General features: G+C 62.3%; 15 protein-coding genes, 1 tRNA gene and 2 pseudogenes. 12 read left to right on the top strand and 6 right to left on the bottom strand.

The features are described 5' to 3' along the window. Positions 1 to 26 precede the first annotated feature (26 nt). Positions 27 to 1,481 (top strand): amino acid permease, encoded by a 1,455-nt coding sequence (locus tag A5686_RS25555; RefSeq protein ID WP_067940245.1) that lies wholly within the window; start codon positions 27 to 29, stop codon positions 1,479 to 1,481. A 7-nt stretch (positions 1,482 to 1,488) separates the two neighbouring features. Here the strand turns inward: A5686_RS25555 and A5686_RS25550 are convergent, their stop codons facing one another. The 3 genes from A5686_RS25550 to A5686_RS25540 form a co-directional block, all read right to left on the bottom strand. Then, the gene (locus A5686_RS25550) at positions 1,489 to 2,829 is read right to left on the bottom strand and encodes an extracellular solute-binding protein (RefSeq protein ID WP_067940242.1); all 1,341 of its coding nucleotides are present in this window, start codon (positions 2,827 to 2,829) and stop codon (positions 1,489 to 1,491) included. A gap of 109 nt (positions 2,830 to 2,938) precedes the next feature. After that, positions 2,939 to 3,763, bottom strand: coding sequence for a carbohydrate ABC transporter permease (locus tag A5686_RS25545; protein WP_067940239.1), 825 nt, complete (start codon positions 3,761 to 3,763; stop codon positions 2,939 to 2,941). Next, on the bottom strand, positions 3,750 to 4,634 hold the full coding sequence (locus A5686_RS25540) for a carbohydrate ABC transporter permease (protein ID WP_067940237.1): 885 nt from the start codon (positions 4,632 to 4,634) through the stop codon (positions 3,750 to 3,752). The genes A5686_RS25545 and A5686_RS25540 overlap by 14 nt, the downstream gene beginning before the upstream one ends. 58 nt (positions 4,635 to 4,692) lie before the next feature. On the opposite strand from A5686_RS25540, the gene A5686_RS25535 reads away from it, so the two are divergent. The 9 genes and pseudogenes from A5686_RS25535 to A5686_RS25495 all read left to right on the top strand — a co-directional run bounded on the left by A5686_RS25535 (position 4,693) and on the right by A5686_RS25495 (position 13,204). After that, positions 4,693 to 6,210, top strand: coding sequence for a TldD/PmbA family protein (locus A5686_RS25535; RefSeq protein WP_067940234.1), 1,518 nt, complete (start codon positions 4,693 to 4,695; stop codon positions 6,208 to 6,210). 31 nt (positions 6,211 to 6,241) lie between these two features. Continuing rightward, positions 6,242 to 7,615, top strand: a pseudogene (locus A5686_RS25530) (metallopeptidase TldD-related protein). A gap of 40 nt (positions 7,616 to 7,655) precedes the next feature. Continuing rightward, positions 7,656 to 8,513: a carboxymuconolactone decarboxylase family protein gene (locus A5686_RS25525; RefSeq protein ID WP_067940231.1), complete on the top strand. Its 858-nt coding sequence runs from the start codon at positions 7,656 to 7,658 to the stop codon at positions 8,511 to 8,513. Positions 8,514 to 8,874: 361 nt separating this feature from the next. Continuing rightward, positions 8,875 to 9,300: a hypothetical protein gene (locus A5686_RS25520; RefSeq protein ID WP_067940229.1), complete on the top strand. Its 426-nt coding sequence runs from the start codon at positions 8,875 to 8,877 to the stop codon at positions 9,298 to 9,300. Between the two features lie 199 nt (positions 9,301 to 9,499). Continuing rightward, positions 9,500 to 9,573: transfer RNA gene (locus A5686_RS25515), tRNA-Ile, on the top strand. Between the two features lie 100 nt (positions 9,574 to 9,673). Continuing rightward, positions 9,674 to 10,942, top strand: a complete 1,269-nt coding sequence (locus tag A5686_RS25510; RefSeq protein ID WP_067940225.1) for a site-specific integrase — start codon at positions 9,674 to 9,676, stop codon at positions 10,940 to 10,942. Between the two features lie 228 nt (positions 10,943 to 11,170). After that, on the top strand, positions 11,171 to 11,377 hold the full coding sequence (locus A5686_RS25505) for an AlpA family transcriptional regulator (protein ID WP_067940223.1): 207 nt from the start codon (positions 11,171 to 11,173) through the stop codon (positions 11,375 to 11,377). Positions 11,378 to 11,460: 83 nt separating this feature from the next. Then, entirely contained in the window at positions 11,461 to 11,712 is a 252-nt protein-coding gene (locus A5686_RS25500) for a hypothetical protein (protein ID WP_067940220.1), read from the top strand. 61 nt (positions 11,713 to 11,773) lie between these two features. Continuing rightward, positions 11,774 to 13,204: a DUF3631 domain-containing protein gene (locus A5686_RS25495; protein ID WP_067940217.1), complete on the top strand. Its 1,431-nt coding sequence runs from the start codon at positions 11,774 to 11,776 to the stop codon at positions 13,202 to 13,204. Positions 13,205 to 13,447: 243 nt separating this feature from the next. Here A5686_RS25495 and A5686_RS25490 read toward each other — a convergent pair whose 3' ends face one another. The 3 genes and pseudogenes from A5686_RS25490 to A5686_RS28535 form a co-directional block, all read right to left on the bottom strand. After that, positions 13,448 to 15,268 carry a hypothetical protein gene (locus tag A5686_RS25490; RefSeq protein ID WP_067940214.1) on the bottom strand — a complete coding sequence of 607 codons (1,821 nt, stop codon included), beginning with the start codon at positions 15,266 to 15,268 and terminating at the stop codon, positions 13,448 to 13,450. Positions 15,269 to 15,313: 45 nt separating this feature from the next. Next, positions 15,314 to 15,760 (bottom strand): HIRAN domain-containing protein, encoded by a 447-nt coding sequence (locus tag A5686_RS25485; protein ID WP_067940213.1) that lies wholly within the window; start codon positions 15,758 to 15,760, stop codon positions 15,314 to 15,316. 78 nt (positions 15,761 to 15,838) lie between these two features. Continuing rightward, a pseudogene (locus A5686_RS28535) lies at positions 15,839 to 15,922 on the bottom strand (DUF2510 domain-containing protein); the annotation flags it as partial. Between the two features lie 1,148 nt (positions 15,923 to 17,070). Here A5686_RS28535 and A5686_RS25480 point away from each other — a divergent pair. Together A5686_RS25480 and A5686_RS25475 are read left to right on the top strand one after the other, a co-directional pair. After that, entirely contained in the window at positions 17,071 to 18,264 is a 1,194-nt protein-coding gene (locus A5686_RS25480; protein ID WP_156750240.1) for an alpha/beta hydrolase, read from the top strand. 194 nt (positions 18,265 to 18,458) lie between these two features. Then, a complete protein-coding gene (locus A5686_RS25475; RefSeq protein ID WP_067940208.1) occupies positions 18,459 to 20,204 on the top strand; it encodes a DUF3556 domain-containing protein in 1,746 nt (581 codons plus the stop codon). Positions 20,205 to 20,212: the final 8 nt, after the last annotated feature.

The following is a 20,212-nucleotide window of genomic DNA, read 5'->3' as shown; positions in this document are numbered from 1 at the left end:
AGCTGATCCGGCCACAGGAGGGGCGCTTGCCAGCCACGTCGATCAGCCTGAAAGAACAGATGCTGCGGCGGCGCCCGGTGGTGGGTGCGCACGCCGCGCGCGGGACCGCCGATCACCTCAAGCGCGGCATCGGAACGTTCCAGCTGACCATGTTCGGGATCGGCTCCACCGTCGGCACCGGCATCTTCTTCGTCATGTCCCAGGCCGTCCCCGAAGCGGGCCCGGGGGTGATCGTCTCCTTCCTTCTCGCCGGCGTCGCCGCCGGGCTCGCGGCCGTCTGTTACGCCGAGTTAGCCTCGGCGGTACCGGTTTCAGGGTCGTCGTATTCGTATGCCTACACCACGCTGGGCGAGGTCATGGCCGTGGGCGTTGGGGCCTGCCTGCTCCTGGAATACGGAGTGGCTACCGCCGCGGTCGCGGTCAATTGGAGCGGCTATCTGAACAAACTGCTGAGCAGTGTCCTGGGATTGCAGCTGCCGCAAGCCTTGTCGGCCGCGCCGTGGGATACCCAGCCCGGGTACATGAATGTGCCGGCGATCCTGTTGATCGCCATGTGCGCGTTGTTGCTCATCCGCGGCGCGAGCGAATCGGCCATGGTCAACGCCATCATGGTGATGATCAAACTCGGCGTGTTGGTGGTCTTTGCCGTGGTCGCCTTCACGGCGTTCGACGCGAGCCGGCTCCGCGACTTCGCGCCCTTCGGCGTGTCCGGTATCGGTTCGGCCTCGGGCACCATTTTCTTCTCCTACATCGGGCTCGATGCGGTGTCCACCGCGGGTGACGAGGTGAACAACCCGCAGAAGACCATGCCGCGCGCACTGATCGGCGCGCTGCTGACCGTCACCGGCGTCTATGTCCTCGTCGCGGTGGCCGCGCTGGGCACCCAGCCGTGGCAGGACTTCGCCGGCCAGCAGGAAGCCGGGCTGGCCACCATTCTTGACAACGTCACCCACGGCGGCTGGGCCGGCACGATTCTGGCTGCCGGAGCGGTCATTTCGATCTTCAGCGTCACGCTCGTCACCATGTACGGCCTGACCCGCATCCTGTTCGCCATGGGACGCGACGGGCTGCTGCCCGCGCTGTTCGCGACGGTGAACGCACGCACCATGACCCCGGTGACCAATACGGTGATCGTCGCCATCGCCGCCTCGGCCCTGGCCGCCTTCATCCCGCTGCAAAAGCTCGCCGACATGGTGTCGATCGGCACGCTCACCGCGTTCGTCGTCGTATCCATCGGGGTGATCGTCTTACGGGTGCGTGAGCCAGACCTGCCTCGGGGATTCAAGGTTCCGGGTTATCCCGTCACGCCGCTCCTCTCGGTGGCGGCCTGCGGCTACATCCTTGCCAGTCTGCACTGGTACACCTGGATCGCGTTCAGCGGCTGGGTGCTCCTGGCGACCATTTCTTATTTCGTTTGGGGCCGTCACCACAGCGCGCTCAACGACGAGACGGTCGAGCCGAAGTCGGGCGACACCCACTGACCAGACCTCACTGGCGCGCCGCGGCGGTGTTGGCCGCCGCCTGAGCCCGCTGCAAGGTCGCCGCGACATCGCCTCGGCCCAAAAACATTTCGTCGAAGTACGATTTCAGGGCGTCATTTCCGGCGGCAAAGCCCGCCCCGCCGGGAGCCTCGATGCGCGGACCGTCCAGGACGGTGAAGAAGGGCGTGACGTCGACACCCTTTGTGGCCCAGTACCGGAAGTAGGCCGGTTGAGCCGCGGACACCGCGGGAATGGCGGTTCCGTAACGCCCCAGATATTCATTGCCCTGTTTGCTGCCCATCCAGGCCAGCACCTGACGCACGGCGGCGGGGTGCTTCGTCGCCGCATTGCCCGCCGCGGCAATGCCGTTGGTGACGCTGACCCGGCCCGCCGGGCCGGCTGGCATCATCGCCACACCCCATTGGAAGCGGGCATCGCGCGCGACCGGCGCCAGGCTGTAGGTGCCGGATTGAAACAGCGCCATTCTGCCGGCCAGGAATTGGTTGCGGGAGAAGTCGCCGTTGTCGTTCGTGTCGGCGGCGGGCGGCGCGACGTGGTCACGGTTGATCAGATCGACCAGATACCGAAAGGCCGTCACTGCGGCGGGGTTGTCGAACGCGAAGGTGTCGCCCCGCTGGAACACGCCGCCGGCCGAACCGATGTAGTTCAGGTAGATGCCCTGGGGGTCGTTGGCCGCGTTGTACGCCCACTGTCGCACCCGCGCTGCGTCGAAACGTGATGTGTCGCCGCGGTTTCCGTTGGCGTCGACGGTGAGGCGGCCCAGCAGTGGGCGCAATGTATCCCCTCCGTCAGGGCTCCACCGCAGGGTGTTCAGCTGGGCGGGATCGACGCCCGCCGCGGTGAGGAGATCGGCGTTGTAGTACAGCGCGATTCCGGCATCGGTCAACTGCGGCACGCCCCACAGCGTGGCGTTACGAGTGAACTGCTCGACGACCGGGCGCTCCCAATCCGAGGCGGCCCTGGGCCCGAGTACTTCGCCGATGTTGAGGAGCCGGCCGCTGTCGGCATACGCCGCCAGGTAGGCGTTGGACAGCCAGAAGATGTCATCGGCGCTGCCGCCGGCCACATCGGTGCGCAGGGTGTTGAAGTAGGTCGAGTACGCCACCAAGTTCACGTGGACGTCGATGTCGGGATGGGCGCGGCTGAATGCTTCGAAGGATTGTCGATAGGCCGCACCGATCTGATCGTCCCAGATGCGTACCGTGACGACAGTCTTGCCACCATGGGGCTGGCCGGAGTAATCCAGCAGCACTGCCATCGCTGCCAGCAGCACAGCAACAAGTGCGATTGATCCCGCGGCCAGTGTCGAGAAGCGCGGCCGGGTCACCGTGGACGCTCCGATTGCCGTCGGGGTCGTCGTGTGTGCCCAAATTGCCGTCGGGGTCGTGAATGGGCGGAAAAGACAGCCATGGCGGCAATCTCGCCGCATCGCCGCCTCATTTGAGCCCCGAGACGACGATCGACGCAACGATGTGGCGCTGGAAGACCACGAACAGCGCGATCAGCGGGGCGATCGCGACCGTGGTCGCCGCCATCACCAACGTCCATTGGGAATTGAACCGCGATTGTAGGTCGGCGGTCGCGACGGTGAGCACGCGCCACTTGTGTCCGCTGGTGATCACCAACGGCCACATGAAGTTATTCCATTGCGAGACCACGGTGATCAGTGCCAGCGCGGCCAGGACCGGGCGACTGGACGGGATCACCACGTGCACGATCACGTCCAAGGTGTTCGCGCCGTCCAGGCGGGCGGCGTTGATCAAGTCGTTCGGGATGATCCGGAAGTGCTCGCGCAACAAGAAGATCGCGTACGGGGAGCCGAACATGAACGGCAGCACCAATGCCCAGAACGTGTTGCGCAGGCCGAGCTGGGCCATCATGAGATACATCGGTACCACCGTGACCGTTCCCGGCACCATCAGCGTCGCGATGTACACCCAGAACAGCGCATCACGCCCCGGGAAACGCAAGCGCGCGAATGCATACCCGGCCAGCACCGAAAAGGTCAATTGGCCTACCAGAATCACCGCGGTCATCAAAGCGGTCACCGCGGCGGCGCGGCCGAACCCGGCCCCGCCCAGATCGGCGAAATTCGACAGGGTGGGCGGCCGCGGCAGCTGCAACGGGGTACCTGTGGCGAACTGGTGTGCCGAGGTGAACGACGTCATCAATCCAAGCGCGAACGGCGCCAACGTGATCAAAGCGCCCAAGGACAGCCCGGCATAGATCGCCGCATTGGTGGCCCGACTAGGTGAGGTCATAGCTGATCCGTCGCCGGAAATAGAGTTGCTGAACCATGGTGACGCCGATCAGGATCACGAACAGCACCACCGCCATCACCGACGCCCGGCCGATGGCAGCCGAACCGAAAGCCTCGGCGTAGATACGATGGGCCACCAAATCGGTGCTGCCGGCCGGTCCACCGCCGGTGAGGGCGTATACCGTGTCGAAAACCTGTGCTGCGCTTACGATCCCGGTTACCGACACGAAGAAGGTGGTCGGTCGCAGCATGGGCATCGTGATGCGCCAGAACCGCTGCCATGCGGTGGCGCCGTCCGTGCGTGCGGCGGCGTGGATATTTTCGGGAATGGCCAGCAGGCCGGCCAGAAACGACAAAGAGACATAGCCGACATTGGTCCACACCACCACGGCTGACACGAGCGGCAGCGCAAGGCTGGGATCCGTCAGCCATTCGATGCTGTGTCCCAGCACGGTGCTCACGGCGCCGTCGGTGGGGGCCAGGATCCAGCGCCACAGCACCGCGATGGCCAGCGGCGCGCAAATCCAGGGCAGCACAAACAGGGTGCGAAACAGGTTGGTGCCGCGAAGCTGGCGGGCCAGCATGGTCGCGGCCAGCAGTCCCAAGACGGTCTGCGCCGGCACCACGATAGCCACGAAGATGACCGTGACGATCAGGGAGTTGCCGAACCCGGCGTCGGTCAGGACCGAGCGCCAGTTGGACAGGCCGACGAAGTGCAGCGGGCCGAGCAGATCCCATCGGCACAGGCTCAGCCACAGCACGACCAGGATGGGCAGCAGCAGAAAGGCGAGTACGCCGAACAGGCTGGGCGCCAGCAGGGCGTAGCCGAGCGCGGTCGACCGAGGTTGAATCCCGCGTACCGCGCTGGCCATGGGGTAATTAAAGCGGGCGCCGGCGGGGTTTGTGGCGACCGGTCGTTACGGTGGAAGCGTGACACCGAACCGGGGGATCGATGCCGACTTCCTGGACCTGCCGCGCCACGACTTGGCCGAAGCCGCGCTCTCGGCGGCCAAAGCGGCCGGGGCGACACACGCCGACCTGCGGGTTCATCGCATCATCACCGAGATCATCCAGCTGCGCGACGGCGAGCTGGAGACCGCGGTGATCAATCGTGAGGTGGGTCTGGCGGTGCGCGTGATCGTCGACGGCACCTGGGGGTTCGCCTCGCACGCGGAGCTGGTGCCGCCGGTGGCCGCGGAGACGGCGCGGCGCGCAGTGCACGTCGCCACCACGCTGGCGACGCTGAGCAGCGAGCGCGTCGAGCTGGCGCCCGAACCGGTCTATGCGGACGCGGCCTGGGTGTCGAACTACCGGATCGACCCGTTCGACATCTCGACGACGGACAAGATCGCCGTGCTGGAGGACTACTCCGGTCGGCTGCTGAGCGCCGACGGCGTCAATCACGTGTCGGCGGTGCTGACCGCCGTCAAGGAGCAGACGTTCTACGCCGACGCTTTCGGATCCTCGATCACCCAGCAGCGGGTGCGGGTGCTGCCCTCGCTGGAAGCGGTGACCGTCGACCCCGCGGCCGGTAGCTTCGATTCGATGCGGACGCTGGCGCCGCCGATTGGGCGGGGCTGGGAGGCCGTGGCCGGCGACGAGGTGTGGAACTGGACCGACGAGTTGGTGAAGCTGCCGTCGCTGCTCGCCGAAAAGATCAAGGCGCCCAGCGTAATTCCCGGACGCAAAGATTTGGTGATCGACCCTTCCAACCTGTGGCTGACGATTCATGAATCGATCGGGCACGCAACCGAATACGACCGCGCGATCGGTTACGAGGCGGCTTACGCCGGAACGTCGTTCGCCACGCCGGACAAGCTGGGCACCATGCGGTATGGATCGCCTGTGATGAACGTGACCGCCGACCGCACCGTCGAATTCGGCCTGGCCACCATCGGTTACGACGACGAAGGGGTCGCAGCGCAAAGCTGGGATCTGGTGCGCGACGGAATCTTCACCGGCTACCAGCTCGACCGGGTGTTCGCCCACCGGCTGGGGCAGCCTCGCTCCAACGGATGCTCATACGCCGACTCGCCGCATCATGTGCCGATCCAGCGCATGGCCAATGTGTCGCTGCAGCCGGCACCCGACGACATCAGCACCGACGACTTGATCGGCCGGGTCGAAGAGGGCATCTACATCGTGGGCGACAAGTCATGGTCAATCGATATGCAGCGCTACAACTTCCAGTTCACCGGCCAGCGCTTCTTCCGGATCCGCGACGGTCGGCTGGACGGTCAGTTGCGTGATGTCGCCTATCAGGCCACCACGACCGAGTTCTGGAATTCGATGGAGGCCGTCGGGGGCACGTCGACCTGGCGCTTGGGCGGTGCGTTCAACTGCGGTAAGGCCCAGCCCGGGCAGATCGCGCCCGTCAGCCACGGCTGCCCGTCGGCGTTGTTCCGCGGCGTCAACGTGCTCAACACCCGTACCGAGGGCGGCCGATGATCCACGCCGGAGGCGATGCGGAGCGGCGCCGATGATTACTGCGCAGCATGTCGTCAACATCGTGCTCGATGAGGCGGTCAAGCTCGGCCGAGCCGACGAGACCATGGTGCTGGTTACCGACAAGGTCGAGGCCACGCTGCGTTGGGCAGGCAATTCGATGACCACCAACGGGGTTTCGGTGAGCCGCAGCGTCACGGTGATATCGGTGGTGCGTCGCGGCTCCAGCGCGCGCATTGGCACGATCGTGTCCGCCGAGGCCGATCCGCGGGTGCTGCCCGGGCTGGTGGCGGCGTAGCAGGAGGCGGCCGGCGCGGCGCCCGAGGCCGGCGATGCCGCGCCGCTGCTTGCCGACACCGGTGTGCCGGTCGATTGGGACGCGCCGGTACCCGGCACCGGACCCCTGGTTTTCTCCGATGTCGCCGACTCGCTGAGCCGTGCGTTCCGCGACGAGGACCGGCTGTACGGCTTTGCCCACCATAGTGTTACGACAACGTTCCTGGCTTCGTCGACCGGAGTGCGCCGACGTTTCACCCAGCCCACCGGCGCGGTGGAGATCAACGCCAAACGCGGCGACGCCAGCGCCTGGGCGGGTGTCGGCACACCCGACTTCGTCGATGTGCCAATCGATTCGCTGCTCGAGCAGCTCTCGACGCGGCTGGGCTGGGCACAGCGCAATGTCGAGTTGCCGGCGGGTCGTTACGAGACGATCATGCCGCCGTCCACCGTGGCCGACATGATGATCTACATGGCCTGGTCGATGGCCGGCCGCGGGGCCCAGGAGGGCCGGACCGCGTTCTCGGCGCCCGGCGGCGGAACCCGGGTGGGGGAGCGGCTCACCGACCTGTCGCTGACGCTCTTCTCCGATCCGATGGCGCCGGGCCTGGTCTGCACGCCGTTCGTCGCGGTCAGCAGCTCCTCGGAGACGGTGTCGGTGTTCGATAACGGCGCGGAGATCAAGCACGTGGACTGGATCCGCGAGGGGGTGATCAACGCGCTGGCCTATCCGCGGGCCACGGCCGCCAAATACGACGCCGAGGTCGCGGTGGCCGCCGACAACCTGGTGATGACCGGCGGAACGGCCAGCCAGGACGAGATGATCGCAACCACCGAGCGCGGCCTGCTGCTGACCACACTGTGGTACATCCGCGTCGTCGACCCCACCACACTGTTATTCACCGGGCTGACCCGCGACGGTGTCTACCTCATCGAGGACGGCAAGGTGACCGCCGCGGTCAACAACTTCCGGTTCAACGAGAGTCCGCTGGACCTGCTGCGACGGGCCACCCAGGCCGGCGTCAGCGAGAAGACCCTGCCGCGCGAGTGGGGCGATTGGGCCACCCGCGCCGCCATGCCGTCGCTGCGGATCCCCGACTTCCACATGTCATCGGTGAGCCAGGCCCAGTAATTCATTGCAGCCGGGCACCGCGCGTTCTAGCGTGTGACGAATGGCGGCACCGGTTTCTGTTCGAAAAGACCAGCTCACCCGGTTGGTGTCGTTATGCCCGGGCGACGGTCGCGTGGCGGCGTTGGTACGGCGGGTATGCGCACAGACGATGTCGCTGCCGCCGCTGCCCGCGAGCGTCGAGGTGGGCCAGCCGGAATCGGAAGCCGAGGTCGCCGTCGCCGAGTTCGCCGAGCAATTCAGCGCGGACGTGTCGTCGGTCACCGCCCAGCAGCGGTCGCGGTTGTGGAAGCAGCTGGGGGACAGCACCTTTGACGTCGTCGTGCAGATATATATCGCCGACTTCATTCCCCGGGTGCGGGCCGGGCTGGAAGCCCTCGGCGTCGGCGCGCAGTATCTGGGCTGGGTCGCCCAACCGATCACCTGGGATCACACCACCGACCCGTCGGATCTGGTCTTCAACGACTTTTTAATCGCGGTGGCGCGAATGCGTGCGCTCGACCCCATCACCTCCGAACTGGTACGGCTGCGCGGGGCGGCGCAGCACAATTGCCGGTTGTGCAACTCGCTACGCGAGGGCGGCGCACTCGATGCCGGCGGTTCGGAAACGCTGTACGCGGAGATCGAACGCTTCGCGTCGTCGAGTTTGCTCGACGACCGCGCTAAAGCAGCGCTGCGCTATGCCGATGCATTAATTTGGACCCCTGCGCACCTCGTCGCCGACGATGTCGCCCAGGTGCGCTCCCGGTTCTCCGAGTCCGAGGCCGTGGAGCTCACCTTCGACATCATGCGGAACGCCAGCAACAAAGTCGCGGTGTCATTGGGCGCCGATGCGCCGCGCGTCGAGCATGGCACGCAGCGGTACCTGATCGACGCCGACGGCCAGACTGTATTCAGCTGACGTTTGCGGACGACGCTTGAGTGGCGCCCAGCTGTACGAGCCTTGAGCCCTCGGCGCGCTGACCTCAACCAGCAGCCGGTCGCAGCGCTTGGCCGAGGGCACGAAATGTTAACCATTCGTACACTGACACGCAAGTGTGCGTTTCCGCTGTGTGCGGGAGTCATTCGCTACTTTTAGCCCGTTCGACGACACTGATGCGACACCGAGAAGTGACAAGACGGCAACGTGGCCCGAGCCGGATGGCCATGGATCGTGCGTCATTGGCCTGCGGTCCGGAAAGCTCTCCGTTTCAACGGTTTACGGAATTTCTAGCTGGGGTTGCGTCGGAACGACTGCGTTCCCGCGCAGAGGGAGGTTCGAAATGACAAGCATCCGCACACGTTCGCGCGTTCGAGTGGCTTCGGTGTGGGCTGCCGGCGTCGCGCTGGGCGCCTCGATGTTCGGCGGTGCCGTGCTTTCCGCTCCGCTAGCCTCGGCTGCCTGCAATTTGACTCCGGCCGACGAGCAATACGTCAACCTGCTCGCGCAAAACAAGATGGTCCACACTGCCGAGTACACCGATTGCCATGAGGCCGCCGAGGGTCGTTGGTTCGCCGATCAGGTGCGGGCCAACCCCAATCCGTTCGGCGAGGGGCAAGAGCTGGTCAACATGATTACCCGCACCACTCCCTTGACCCAGGCGCAGGCGGAGTGGGAGGTCGAATCGGCCATCTATGTATACGCGCCCGAAGTGATTCCCAAGATCAAGGACCAAGCCGCGAAAGCCAGTTGGGCGACCCAGTCTTAAGCGGCCCAGCACCGCTGTGGCGCAACGGTATTCGTCTACCGGGACACAAACGGCCGTGAGGACTTAGCCCTCCGGCGTTTTGGTTGCGGACATCCGCTAACTCGAATCCCCAGTCGGCACGGCCTGTCGACAGCGTCAGCAGGTTGCACGGCCCTACTTGTTTGGGCTTGGTACCGTTTCCTACGGAACTACTCCGTCGGGGGCGGTAGCTCAGTTGGTTAGAGCCGCGGACTCATAATCCGTTGGTCGCGGGTTCGAGCCCCGCCCGCCCCACACTCAATGTGCACTTCAACCGTTATATCCAGTCCATCGATCAACTTAGCTAGATGGGTCGGTCCGCAGATAGTCCGCAGAGAGTGTAAGCTCTCGCCGCGTGAAACGCAGCATCCGGGCAGGCGTAGAAGATCGCTGGCACCGGCCAGCGCGCCGGGAGGAGCAGGTGCCATGGCCCGCCGACGAGCAGGGTCCAGGGACATGGTGCACCGACACGAAACACGGCAAGCCAGGCATCCTGGTCACCACAGCTCGCCACGGGCACGGGAAGCGTTGGCTCGCCCGGTGGGTGGACCACGACGGAAACGAACGCGGCAAGTCGTTCGACCGCAAGGCGCAAGCTCAAGACCACCTCGCCACGGTGACGGCGGCGCTCACCACAGGCACCTATGCCGATCCGAGACGGGCGGCGGTGACGTTTCGTACCGTGGCCGACCAATGGTTTGCGTCCAGGACCACACTTAAGCCCAAAACCGTCGCCGGCTACCGCGGCTTGCTCGATGTCGTGGTGTTACCCAAGTGGGGCGAGGTCAAGCTTCGCGACATTGATCACGCCGGAATTCAGGCATGGGTTACTTGGCTCGCCACCGACCCGGGCGCCCGCAGCCGACCGGTCAAGGTGGCCGACGATAACGACAGCAGCGCCAAGGGCTTATCACCGGCCCGCACTATCCAAGCATTCCAAGTGGTTGACCAAGTCCTTCGGTTTGCCGTTCGGGCAAGGTACATCGCAGTTAACCCGGCTGACGATGTGCACCTACCCCGCAAAGCTTCTCGTGAAGACAAGGCGCTTACCCATGAGCAAGTGCGCCAGCTCGCCGAAGCTCGCCAGGATATCCAGACGATGGTCTATCTGCTCGCTTACGGCGGAATGCGCTACGGCGAACTAGCAGCCTTGCAGGTGGGCGATGTGGATTTGCAGCGCCGGCGGATCAAAGTATCTCGCTCAGTCACATACGTAAGGGGCAACGGGCACGTAGAAGGCACGACCAAGACTCACCAGACACGTACGGTCCCGATTCTCACTCAGACATTGGTCGATGCATTGGCCGAAGTCACCCGGGGCCGTGACCCGTTCGACTATGTGTTTCCGTACCGCGACGGAGGGCCAACGCCACTCGACTGGTTCCGGTGGCGGTTTGACCAGGCTGCTAACCTGGTGGGGCTGTCGGGAATCTCTCCAAAGACGCTGCGGCACACCGCAGGATCGCTGGCATTGGCATCGGGTGCCTCGGTCGTGACGGTGTCGAAGCTCCTGGGTCACCGGAACGTCACCACCACCATGAACGTGTACAGCCATATGCTTCCCGACGACTTCACTGACCTGGCCGCCGCGACGGAGAAGGCCGTCCGGGGCGCAAATAAGTAGCTGCCACCAGCGGATTTCAGGGAACGACATTACGGGCGCAAGTCGTTTTGTTCCAGCGCGTTGTCACACCCCAGGGGTAGCGTAACCAGTAACAGCCGGGCGCTTCTAACGGAGTCCCACGACAGACCCGGTATCAAGGACTTAGCGTGGGGGGTCCTCCATCGCGGCCATGGTCAGTGTCGACTTTAGCTCGCGGAGCATTCGCATCTATTGGAGGGTTAATCGGTCATGCAAAAAATCGCCGAACCATCGAATTCGGACATTCTCTACACCGACGAAGTCGCCGCTCTGGCGCGCAAGCCGGTCGCAACGATCCGGTGGCTGAAAGCCGTTGGGCGAGGGCCGAAGTGGGGAAAGCTAGGAAAACGCGTGATCTATCGCCGCGTTGATGTGGAGGCGTGGATCGAATCCGCATTCGATGTCGGTGCGGTCTAGGTGATGTCGACGAGGGCACTCAGACCCCTCGCCGAAATAACTTAACGGAATCAATGGACTATAACGAATAACGAGGACAAAAGGTGACCACTATCGACAGCTGTATCACCGACCACGACGCTGTAGCGGTCTTATGGGGCGTCCCCTGCTGCGACAAAGTCGGGCTTGTCACCTTCGGCATCAGCGCACTACCCGACGACGACGCCTCCCTAGAGCAGGGAATCTTAGTCAAGGTGGTACCGCTGACCGCCGTACAGGCTAATCGCCTCGCCGATGCGCTTCGAGACGCTGCCGGCGAGAGCGACACCTGGTCCTGCGGAGTGGCCGCACTGTAACGGAACGGGGGGTGGTCGACCGTGGCCACCCGTTCCACAACTTGTAACACGAAAGAGAAGAATGGCATTCAAAATGAATGATGTTGAAGCCCTTGATGTTCAGACCTGTGGCCTACTCGACGACATCGAGGAGTTTGTTTCGCGATTCGTTGTCTATCCCTCCTGCCACGAGCGTCGTGCTCACGTTCTGTTCATCGCCCATGCCTGGCTGATGGATTGCTGGGATTGCACACCGCGGATCGCGTTTTTATCGCCGGAGCCCGGCAGCGGTAAGTCTCGCGCACTGGAAGTGATGGAGCCGTTAGTTCCGCGCCCGGTGCACGCGGTCAACACCTCGTCGGCTTACCTGTTCCGCAAGGTCAGTGACCCGGCCGGGCTTCCTACGATCCTCTACGATGAAATCGACACGATTTTCGGGCCGAAAGCTAAAGGAAACGAGGAGATTCGCGGAATGATCAATGCTGGCCACCGCAAAGGAGCGACGGCCGGTCGGTGTGCGGTCCGGGGCGACCAGATCATTACCGAGGAGCTGCCGGCGTACTGCGCTGTCGCGCTTGCCGGTTTGGATGATCTTCCTGACACCATCATGTCGCGCAGCCTGGTCATACGGATGCGCAAGCGCGCAGCCGACGAGGTTGTGCAGGCATGGCGATTGCGCGTGGTCGGCTCCGAAGCAGCGAAACTCCATGCGCGGCTAGATGAGTGGTCGACCGCGGCGCGTGAAGCACTGGTCGGTGACTTCTGGCCGGCAATGCCCGACGGCGTCGATGACCGAGATGCCGACGTATGGGAAGCACTACTGGCTGTTGCGGACTTGGCTGGAGAGCGGTGGGCGGATGCCGCCCGCGTAACCGCTGTAACCCTTGTAACCGCATCCCGGCGCCGGGAGCCCAGCATCGGAGTACATCTGCTATGCGACATCAAGAAAGTGTTCAATAACAGCCGTAGCGACAAGCTAATGACTGTTGAGCTTATTAACGCGCTCGTGAACGTTTCGGAATCGCCATGGAAGACCTTCCGACGCGGGGAACCTCTTGACGACCGCAGCCTGGCCACGCAGTTACGGAAATACGGGATCAGCAGCAAGTCCCAGCGCGATTGCGGGAAGGTGTTCAAGGGATATTCGCGGGCGCAGTTCACCGATGTATGGAAACGCTATGTCGACGGATTGATCGGCCACGATGGCGATCCGGCTGGGAACTGTGAGTCGGAGCTGCCGCCCGACGAAGAATCTCCGGTTACTCCGGTTACTGCCGACACGGTCGAAGAAGGTGCCCGCATGCTCGAGGTTGCCGCTGTGACTTACTTGGGGGCTCACGAAAGCGGGCGACCGCTCTGCAGCCGGTGCGGACGCGCGCCCGGCCGCATTCATCCGGGCCTGTGCGACTTCTGCACGGTGAAGGAATACTCGGCAGAAGTATGTAGCCAGTGCGGGTACTGGCCGCTCGACGACGGCCTGTGCTGCAAGTGCGTACTGGTGGAGGCGTCATAACGCTAACGTAGCCAGCGAGATTCGTCAGGTGGATGCCGCGAGTGAGTCCGATGATCCGGATACTCCCTCGTGGCAACCCCCTTTCCATGCGGTGGCGTCGAGCGACAGCGAGACGACGACGCGCGAGTGAGGCGGATAGCGAACGTCCTACAGACGCGGCCGTCCCCTGTCCGCACAGGCCTGGAGGACGGAGTTGGCAAGTTCTGAGACGCGGGCCCGACCATCACATCGAAGAGCGGCCCGCTAAGGACGACGCCACATCACGGCATGGCCGCCGTGATCAGCATGCGAGGTACCCACAATGACGCCAGCGATATTGATGGCTTTGGGGTCGGTGTTATGGCCCATGACGTAAGGCAGTAGAAATTCTTCGCCAGCAGCGGTCCTCAGCCAAGGCTGGAACAAGCCTCCTTGAGCGACAAGCCCAACAACATCGCCTAAGTCGTTAAGCGCCTGCGGCAACCATCCATTGCTTGTCCCAAGCGGTTGCCATTCGCCGTCTTGTTCGCAAATCACGGCGCGTGATGCACCGTCGGCTGTGGTGCCCAGGACCAGTCCACCATTCGTGATGGCGACTGGCGTGACGTTCGCGGTGCTGCCGCCAACATACGACCAGGCATTGTTTTCAAGATCCCACAAGACAGATCGCGCGCCGGGACTGGAATTAACTAGTACGAGCACCTGATTATGGTCGTTTATATCGACTGCGCGGGTTCCGAACGGCGCGTCGAGGTTTGTTAGGACCTTCGGCGGCTGCGCCGCATGAAATGCTGCCGCTCGCATATTGTGGCCCGACTGCGTGCAAACGGAACCCGCAACTATGCCGCCGCAATTAATTGCTGTTCCTGAGATTCGAGTACCACCAACGGAGGCGGCATCCGGTCCGATGATGGGCAGGGGAATAATTGAACCGCTAGCGTAAAGTGCTGCGTTCTGATTCGGATCGCTGGATGGGGTGGCAACGATCAAGCCATCGTCATTGATGGCCCAGGCCGATCCCGCGTAGTTAAGCCGGGAGACTTGGTACTCTTGCATTATCCAAGGAACCTGAGTCGTCCAGGGAACTTTTTGCTCGTCACGACCCGTCCCAACGACGTTGCCGGCGTCATTAATGTCGTAAGCGAACATTGGCTCGAAATCCGGATCGGTGATTTCTAGGATCTCGTAGCCGCCGGATGATTCAGTGTCCTTGATGGGAAACTTGCACGTAGATTGCAGATTACCAGCGGGTCCGGGCGCGTGCGTGGAAACGAAGGTCGCATTGCCCATCTGCGCATTGGACATATCTAGGCCAAGATTAGCCATGGCGTCGACGATCATTTTATGCTGATTGAAGCCATTAAGAATAATAGGGACATGCTTAGGTCCAGCATCTGTTGATTGACTGCGTTGCAGGATGCCGAAGCCGTCAAAGCGAAACGATATGACGGCACAGTCTTCGCTCACCAAATCCGTGCTTTCAGGTGATCTTGAAGCCTGAGCGTTAAGCTCTTGCATTCGAGTTCGAATAAGGCCGCCGTCTAATGGGTTTAGGACAGCTAGCTTCCGTAGTATGCGTTTCTCAGTGTTCGGCACGGCCTTGGGGCATCCCGTCACAATGACAAGGGCGTTGCTTCCGGTGTCCAATTCGCGCATCGCCGTTGTGAGAGAACTGTCGGTTGGCCGCTTTCTCCCTAAACAGTCCTCAAAATTAGATATCACGAAAGCGCGAGCCAAACCGTCCTCGAATCCGGCCAATGTAAAAGTGTGTAGAAAACGCGTACGGTTTCGCCGTTCCAATACCGTGATGAGCTGCGTTCCCTCGCGTTCGATGAGAGCAGCTACCTCCGACATTGATGGGTTGGGTATGCCCGTCAGCCAATCAGCGACGATCTCTGAGAGATTCTCGCCCTCCCATGAGCCAATGCCTGTGTAGGTCACAAAACCGGCCCAGGACATGTATTGCAGCACGACCGTCTTCGCCGACTCATCACGTATAAGGGAAGCGTCCGCTGGGTCCGTTAGCCGGAAATCAGCCGACTGGTAGATGGCGACCGGCGTCAGCAGGGTAATATTCAGTGTCATTGCACATCATCTTCGGCTTGGAGAAGAGCGCTTCAATGGTCGGGCCTAGCCAAATTGGGAAGCGTCTGGAATAAGGATCGTCACGCGAGCCCGGATGATCCCGTCGTCGCTCTTTACCCAAACCCGCGCCTCACCTGTTGCCAGATAGCCCAGCCGCGCGATGCGTTGGAGGCCATCGGTGTACGAAGCGGCAAGGTCAGCGGCGAGGTAGCCGACCTGGTTCTGCCCAATCATCACAGCGACCGCGTTTGGGTCGTGCTCGTTCCAAGGCTCGGGGACGAGGATGCAGCGGACCGACTTGAGGGTTACACCACTTTCGGTGATCGGCATCCCGGCTTCCTCGAAAACCCGGCGAATGCCCTTGATGTGGTAAGTCTCCCCGACGACCTCGATCTGCTCGTCGAGAGGGTAGCGGGGCTCCTCAAGAGTTGCCGCAGCGACAATGTCGGCAAGTGGAGATGACTTTCGACCGTTCGTTCTCGCACGGGACATTGGCGACTCTATGGTCGGCTGCAGCGGGTAGTCAGTGGCAGATCGAGCGGGCACAGCCGACACGGGCGGCTCTGGTACAGGAATTTGCGCGTAATGATCGGTCCACTTTGAGCCGTCCCACCAACGGAGCCGATTGGTACCTGCCGGGTCTGGAGACCACATAGGGGGAGGCAACGATTCCGGGTGTTGGTTAAGCTCCACACTTCTCCTAAGCGTTTGAATCGAAAGCTGCCGCTAACTTTCCGGCTTGGGATTTACGCCATCAGTAGGGCATGCCCGAGGGGATGTTCTGTTTCTACGGGGGTTGCTATGCAACCGCTGGTCGCAAATGCGATTGCGGTGGGCATGAGGGCAACGATGAGCCGGCGGTTTGCACGCGACATGAACTCCGTCTAGGTCGACGAGGGATGTGAGCATTGCCCGATGCCGGGATCATATGCGCCCAATCGCCTTCCGCGGGGCGTTTCCACATGCAGAGTTGGAATACACAAACGCCGCACGGACCCCGAGGACGACATCGGCCAGGCCGATGTCGTCAGAGCTTGTCGGTGGCGACTCAGAGCCACGTCCGCTGGCTGCCTACTGGTCGATTTTCGATCAGTCAGGCTCAGTTCACAGGGGAGGGGGGTGGGTCGGAATCGCTAGCTCACCCTATGGTCGCGACCGTTCGGATCGCACGTCGAGCGAACCAGGTTTTCAGAAAATGTGCTAGACCCCTTGCTTTTCAACCGATTTTGGTTGAGGTGAACTGGCCAGAAACCACTGCAACACAACGCATTTCGCGAGCTGTGCGGGTTGCTACGGCGGTCATAAATCCACTATGGCACAACACTTTTCAGATCACAAGGCCTAGCCTGACTGGTACGGCATCATCGACCCGCTGCTGCCGTAAAGTATTTTCGTACGTCCGCAGAGCTACGGGTGGGTCAAGGGCGGCTACGACGGGCTGTCCTTCGCTGCGGCTAGTAGAAGCCGGGGCGGTCTTAGGAACTGGGCTCGGTGAGCCTGTACCGAAAGAGGGGGCCGCTCAAGACGAGGTACACCCACACCGGCAGCGTCCAGTTCTGTAGCTCGAATGGGCTTGATGAAGGTGACGACTGGGCTAGTGCTTTCGTACTTGATCACAGGCAGCGGTTCCGCCAGACGGGCAAGGTCAGGTGTGCAGCCGCTCAAAGCCGAATCCTGCGCGCGGTGGCCATACGTTTGTTACATTATGTCCAGCCGATCAGAGTTTCACTCCGAGTTGTCAAAGGTCTCCTGGCCATGAAGCTGCACCGACGGTTCACCCACCCAACACCGGTGGTGATCGCGTGACTGCGCGTAAGCGGATCGAACACCGATTGCTGGCCGGTGTGGAGCAACTAATGAACATCGATCCGATCGAGCAGGCGCTGACCCTAGCGAGCCTGTCGGCGTCGTTGACCGGGATGGACAGCTATCCAGAGTTCCGGGCCGCCGTCGCTGGCTCGACGAAGTGGTTATCGCGGAACGTCCCTAACAGAACGCGAGTTTCATTAAACTGCGCCCAACATAATGACCGCGTGACGTCGGCCGCGATCGAAGCGGCTGTCATCGACGCGATGAAGGATGTCCCCGTTGCGATCACCAAGGGCCTTCCGGAGCCGCCCAGGTTCTGGCCGTTGGCCATCGCAGGCGCACAGCGCGAAAAGTTTCTCTATCGCAGTAGTATCCCTTACGGCTCGGCGGTCCAGCAGACCCTAGATATCTGGCGGCGTCCGGATATGCATATCGTCGGTGCGCCAGTGCTGATCTTCGTTCCGGGCGGGGGATGGATGCACAGCGGGCGCTTTCTCCAAGGCTATTCACTCATGTCGGAGATGGTGAGGCGAGGGTGGATTTGCCTTTCAGTTAGTTACCGAACAGCGCCCCGCCATCGCTGGCCCAACCACATCCGTGACGTCTTAGCCGCGGTTGCTTGGGCGAAACGGAACATTGTTGATTTCGGGGGATCTCCGAACTTCGTTGCAATCGCCGGTACGTCCGCCGGGGCTCACCTTGCAGTGCTCGCCGGGCTGGCGCCGCGTGATAGGGATTTCACAAAAGAATTACCGTCCGATGATGACACCGCTGTGGATGCGGTAGTCAGTTTCTACGGACGCTACAGCTGGATTGACCGCTCGACCCCAGCGCGAGATCAATTTATTAGGTTCGTTGAGCGAGTGATCGTCGGGCAATCTCTGCGCGAAAATCCCGCGTTGTTCAATGACGCCTCGCCTGTTCTTCGCGTTCATGCCGATGCACCACCATTTTTTGTCCTTCACGGCGATGCCGATCGAGTGATTCCGGTTTCGGAAGCCCGGGCATTCGTGGACAGACTTCGCGCAGCGTCCCGATCGTTGGTGGCATATGCAGAAATGCCCGGGGCGGGACATGGATTTGACATGACCAACCGTCTCGCGGCGCACTACGCTGTTGCAAGTTCTGGCCTCTTCCTTGACGCCATCTACGAACTTCACGGCCGCGATGATGCACACGCGGTCTAACGACCCCGTTTTGAAATTGCGCTGTCATGGTAGAGCGCATGTGCAGAAGTACAGGAGATGACCAAGGCAGACTAAGCTGAATGCAGATGCGGTCGTGCGTATTCCACATCTGTTGACGGGACGGCTTCCCGACAACATCGCACCTCTGTGCGCCGGGTCCCGAACCGAATGTTTTACCAGAAAGGGCTGCCGAGGTGGTATTTCTAAAACCCAATATGCCCCGGATCGACGTCACGGAATGGCTCACGCACGGTCGCTCCGAGCGGATCAAGCCGATGGCGCGGCACATCGCCGAGAACGGGATGGGGAATCCCGACGTGTTCTATGTGCTGTACTCAGTGAAGATCGGCCTCTACATCTTGGGAGGCGTTTTCTTTGTGCTGTCCACTCAGGGCATCGACGGCTGGGGAACCATCGGGACATGGTGGAACGAACCTATCGTCTTCCAAAAGGTTGTGTTGTGGTCGCTGCTTTTCGAAGTGCTCGGCCTCGGCTGTGGGTTTGGTCCGCTGACGGGCAAGATCGCCCCTCCGATGGGTTCGCCGCTGTATTGGTTGCGGCCCGGAACGATTCGACTTGCCCCGTGGCCCAATAGGATTCCTCTCACGGGCGGTGATCGACGCGTGATGTTCGATGTGGTGCTTTACGGTGCGCTCCTCGGGTCTGCGGTCTTCGCGTTGCTGTCCGACGGCGCCGGCTCGATCGCCGGGCTGGGTACGTCGATCGGAATGATTCCCCCCGAGCGGATCGTCGCTGTCTTGGTGGTTCTGGCGGTGATCGGCTTGCGCGACAAGGTGATCTTCCTGGCCACTCGCGGCGAGGTCTACGGGTCGTTGACAGTGACGTTCCTGTTCGCAGGATCGAACATGATCGTCGCCGCGAAGCTTGTGATGCTGGCCATCTGGATCGGGGCCGCGACCTCGAAACTCAACCGCCACTTCCCGTTCGTGGTCGCGACGATGATGGCCAACAACCCGCTGGTGCGGGCGAGGTGGATGAAGCGGATGTTCTTCCGCAGGTTTCCGGACGACTTACGGCCAGGAAGGATCCCAGAGTTCCTCGCCCATTTCGGCACGCTGATCGAGATGGGCGTCCCGCTGGTACTGTTCTTCTCGCATGGCGGCGTCGTGACCTACGTCGCCGCTTTCATTATGATCGTGTTCCACCTCGTCATCCTGACGGCGATCCCGCTCGGAGTTCCCTTGGAGTGGAACGTCTTCATGCTCTTCGGCATCTGTTGGCTGTTCGTCGATAAGGCTGGGATTGGATGGGGCGCCGTCACCGAACCGTGGCCGATCGCGGCATTGTCCGCTGTCATCCTCACGACGATCGTGATCGGAAACTTTTGCCCAACGAAAGTGTCGTTCCTACCGGGCATGCGCTATTACGCGGGGAACTGGGATACGTCGCAGTGGTTCTTCACCGAGGCGGCCAGCCAGAAACTGGCCGATCGCCGGATCGGGCTCGGGCTTGTTCAGCACAAACAGATCGAGAAGCTGTCCACCCCTGAGGGCACCCTGATATCGCTGTCGCTCGGTCACGCGTTTCGCGCGATGTACGCGCATGGCCGGGCGCTGATGACGTTGTGGGAGCACGTCATTCCGGCGGGCCGGGATGCCGACTACACCGTTATTGACGGCGAGCCGGTCGCGGGGTACGCGGTCGGTTGGAGCTTCGGCGACGGTCACCTGCACAACGAACAGCTGATTAACGCGCTGCAGCGTCGTTGCCACTTCGAGCCCGAGGAGTTGCGCGTCCTCATCGTCGACGGCCAGGCAATCCACCAGCAGAGGCAGCAATACCGCATCGTCGACGCCGCGACCGGCGAGCTCGAGCGGGGCACCTTCCGCGTCATCGATGTGGTCAGGCGGCAGCCTTGGGAACACGACGTGCCGATCACCGTAACCCGCAAGAGCACGCCCGTTACTGATCAGCGTTGATGTCGCGA

Source organism: Mycobacterium sp. E2479, from assembly GCF_001667925.1.
Lineage (GTDB): Bacteria > Actinomycetota > Actinomycetes > Mycobacteriales > Mycobacteriaceae > Mycobacterium.
Note: the sequence above shows the minus strand (reverse complement) of the source record. Positions and strands in the feature narration are given on the sequence as shown.

Coding starts and splice junctions, on each gene's coding strand:
- A5686_RS25520 (WP_067940229.1), top strand. CDS start 8,875: ATGACAAGCATCCGCACACGTTCGCGCGTTCGAGTGGCTTCGGTGTGG.
- A5686_RS25505 (WP_067940223.1), top strand. CDS start 11,171: ATGCAAAAAATCGCCGAACCATCGAATTCGGACATTCTCTACACCGAC.
- A5686_RS25490 (WP_067940214.1), bottom strand. CDS start 15,268: ATGACACTGAATATTACCCTGCTGACGCCGGTCGCCATCTACCAGTCG.
- A5686_RS25485 (WP_067940213.1), bottom strand. CDS start 15,760: ATGTCCCGTGCGAGAACGAACGGTCGAAAGTCATCTCCACTTGCCGAC.
- A5686_RS25545 (WP_067940239.1), bottom strand. CDS start 3,763: ATGACCTCACCTAGTCGGGCCACCAATGCGGCGATCTATGCCGGGCTG.
- A5686_RS25525 (WP_067940231.1), top strand. CDS start 7,656: ATGGCGGCACCGGTTTCTGTTCGAAAAGACCAGCTCACCCGGTTGGTG.
- A5686_RS25540 (WP_067940237.1), bottom strand. CDS start 4,634: ATGGCCAGCGCGGTACGCGGGATTCAACCTCGGTCGACCGCGCTCGGC.
- A5686_RS25495 (WP_067940217.1), top strand. CDS start 11,774: ATGGCATTCAAAATGAATGATGTTGAAGCCCTTGATGTTCAGACCTGT.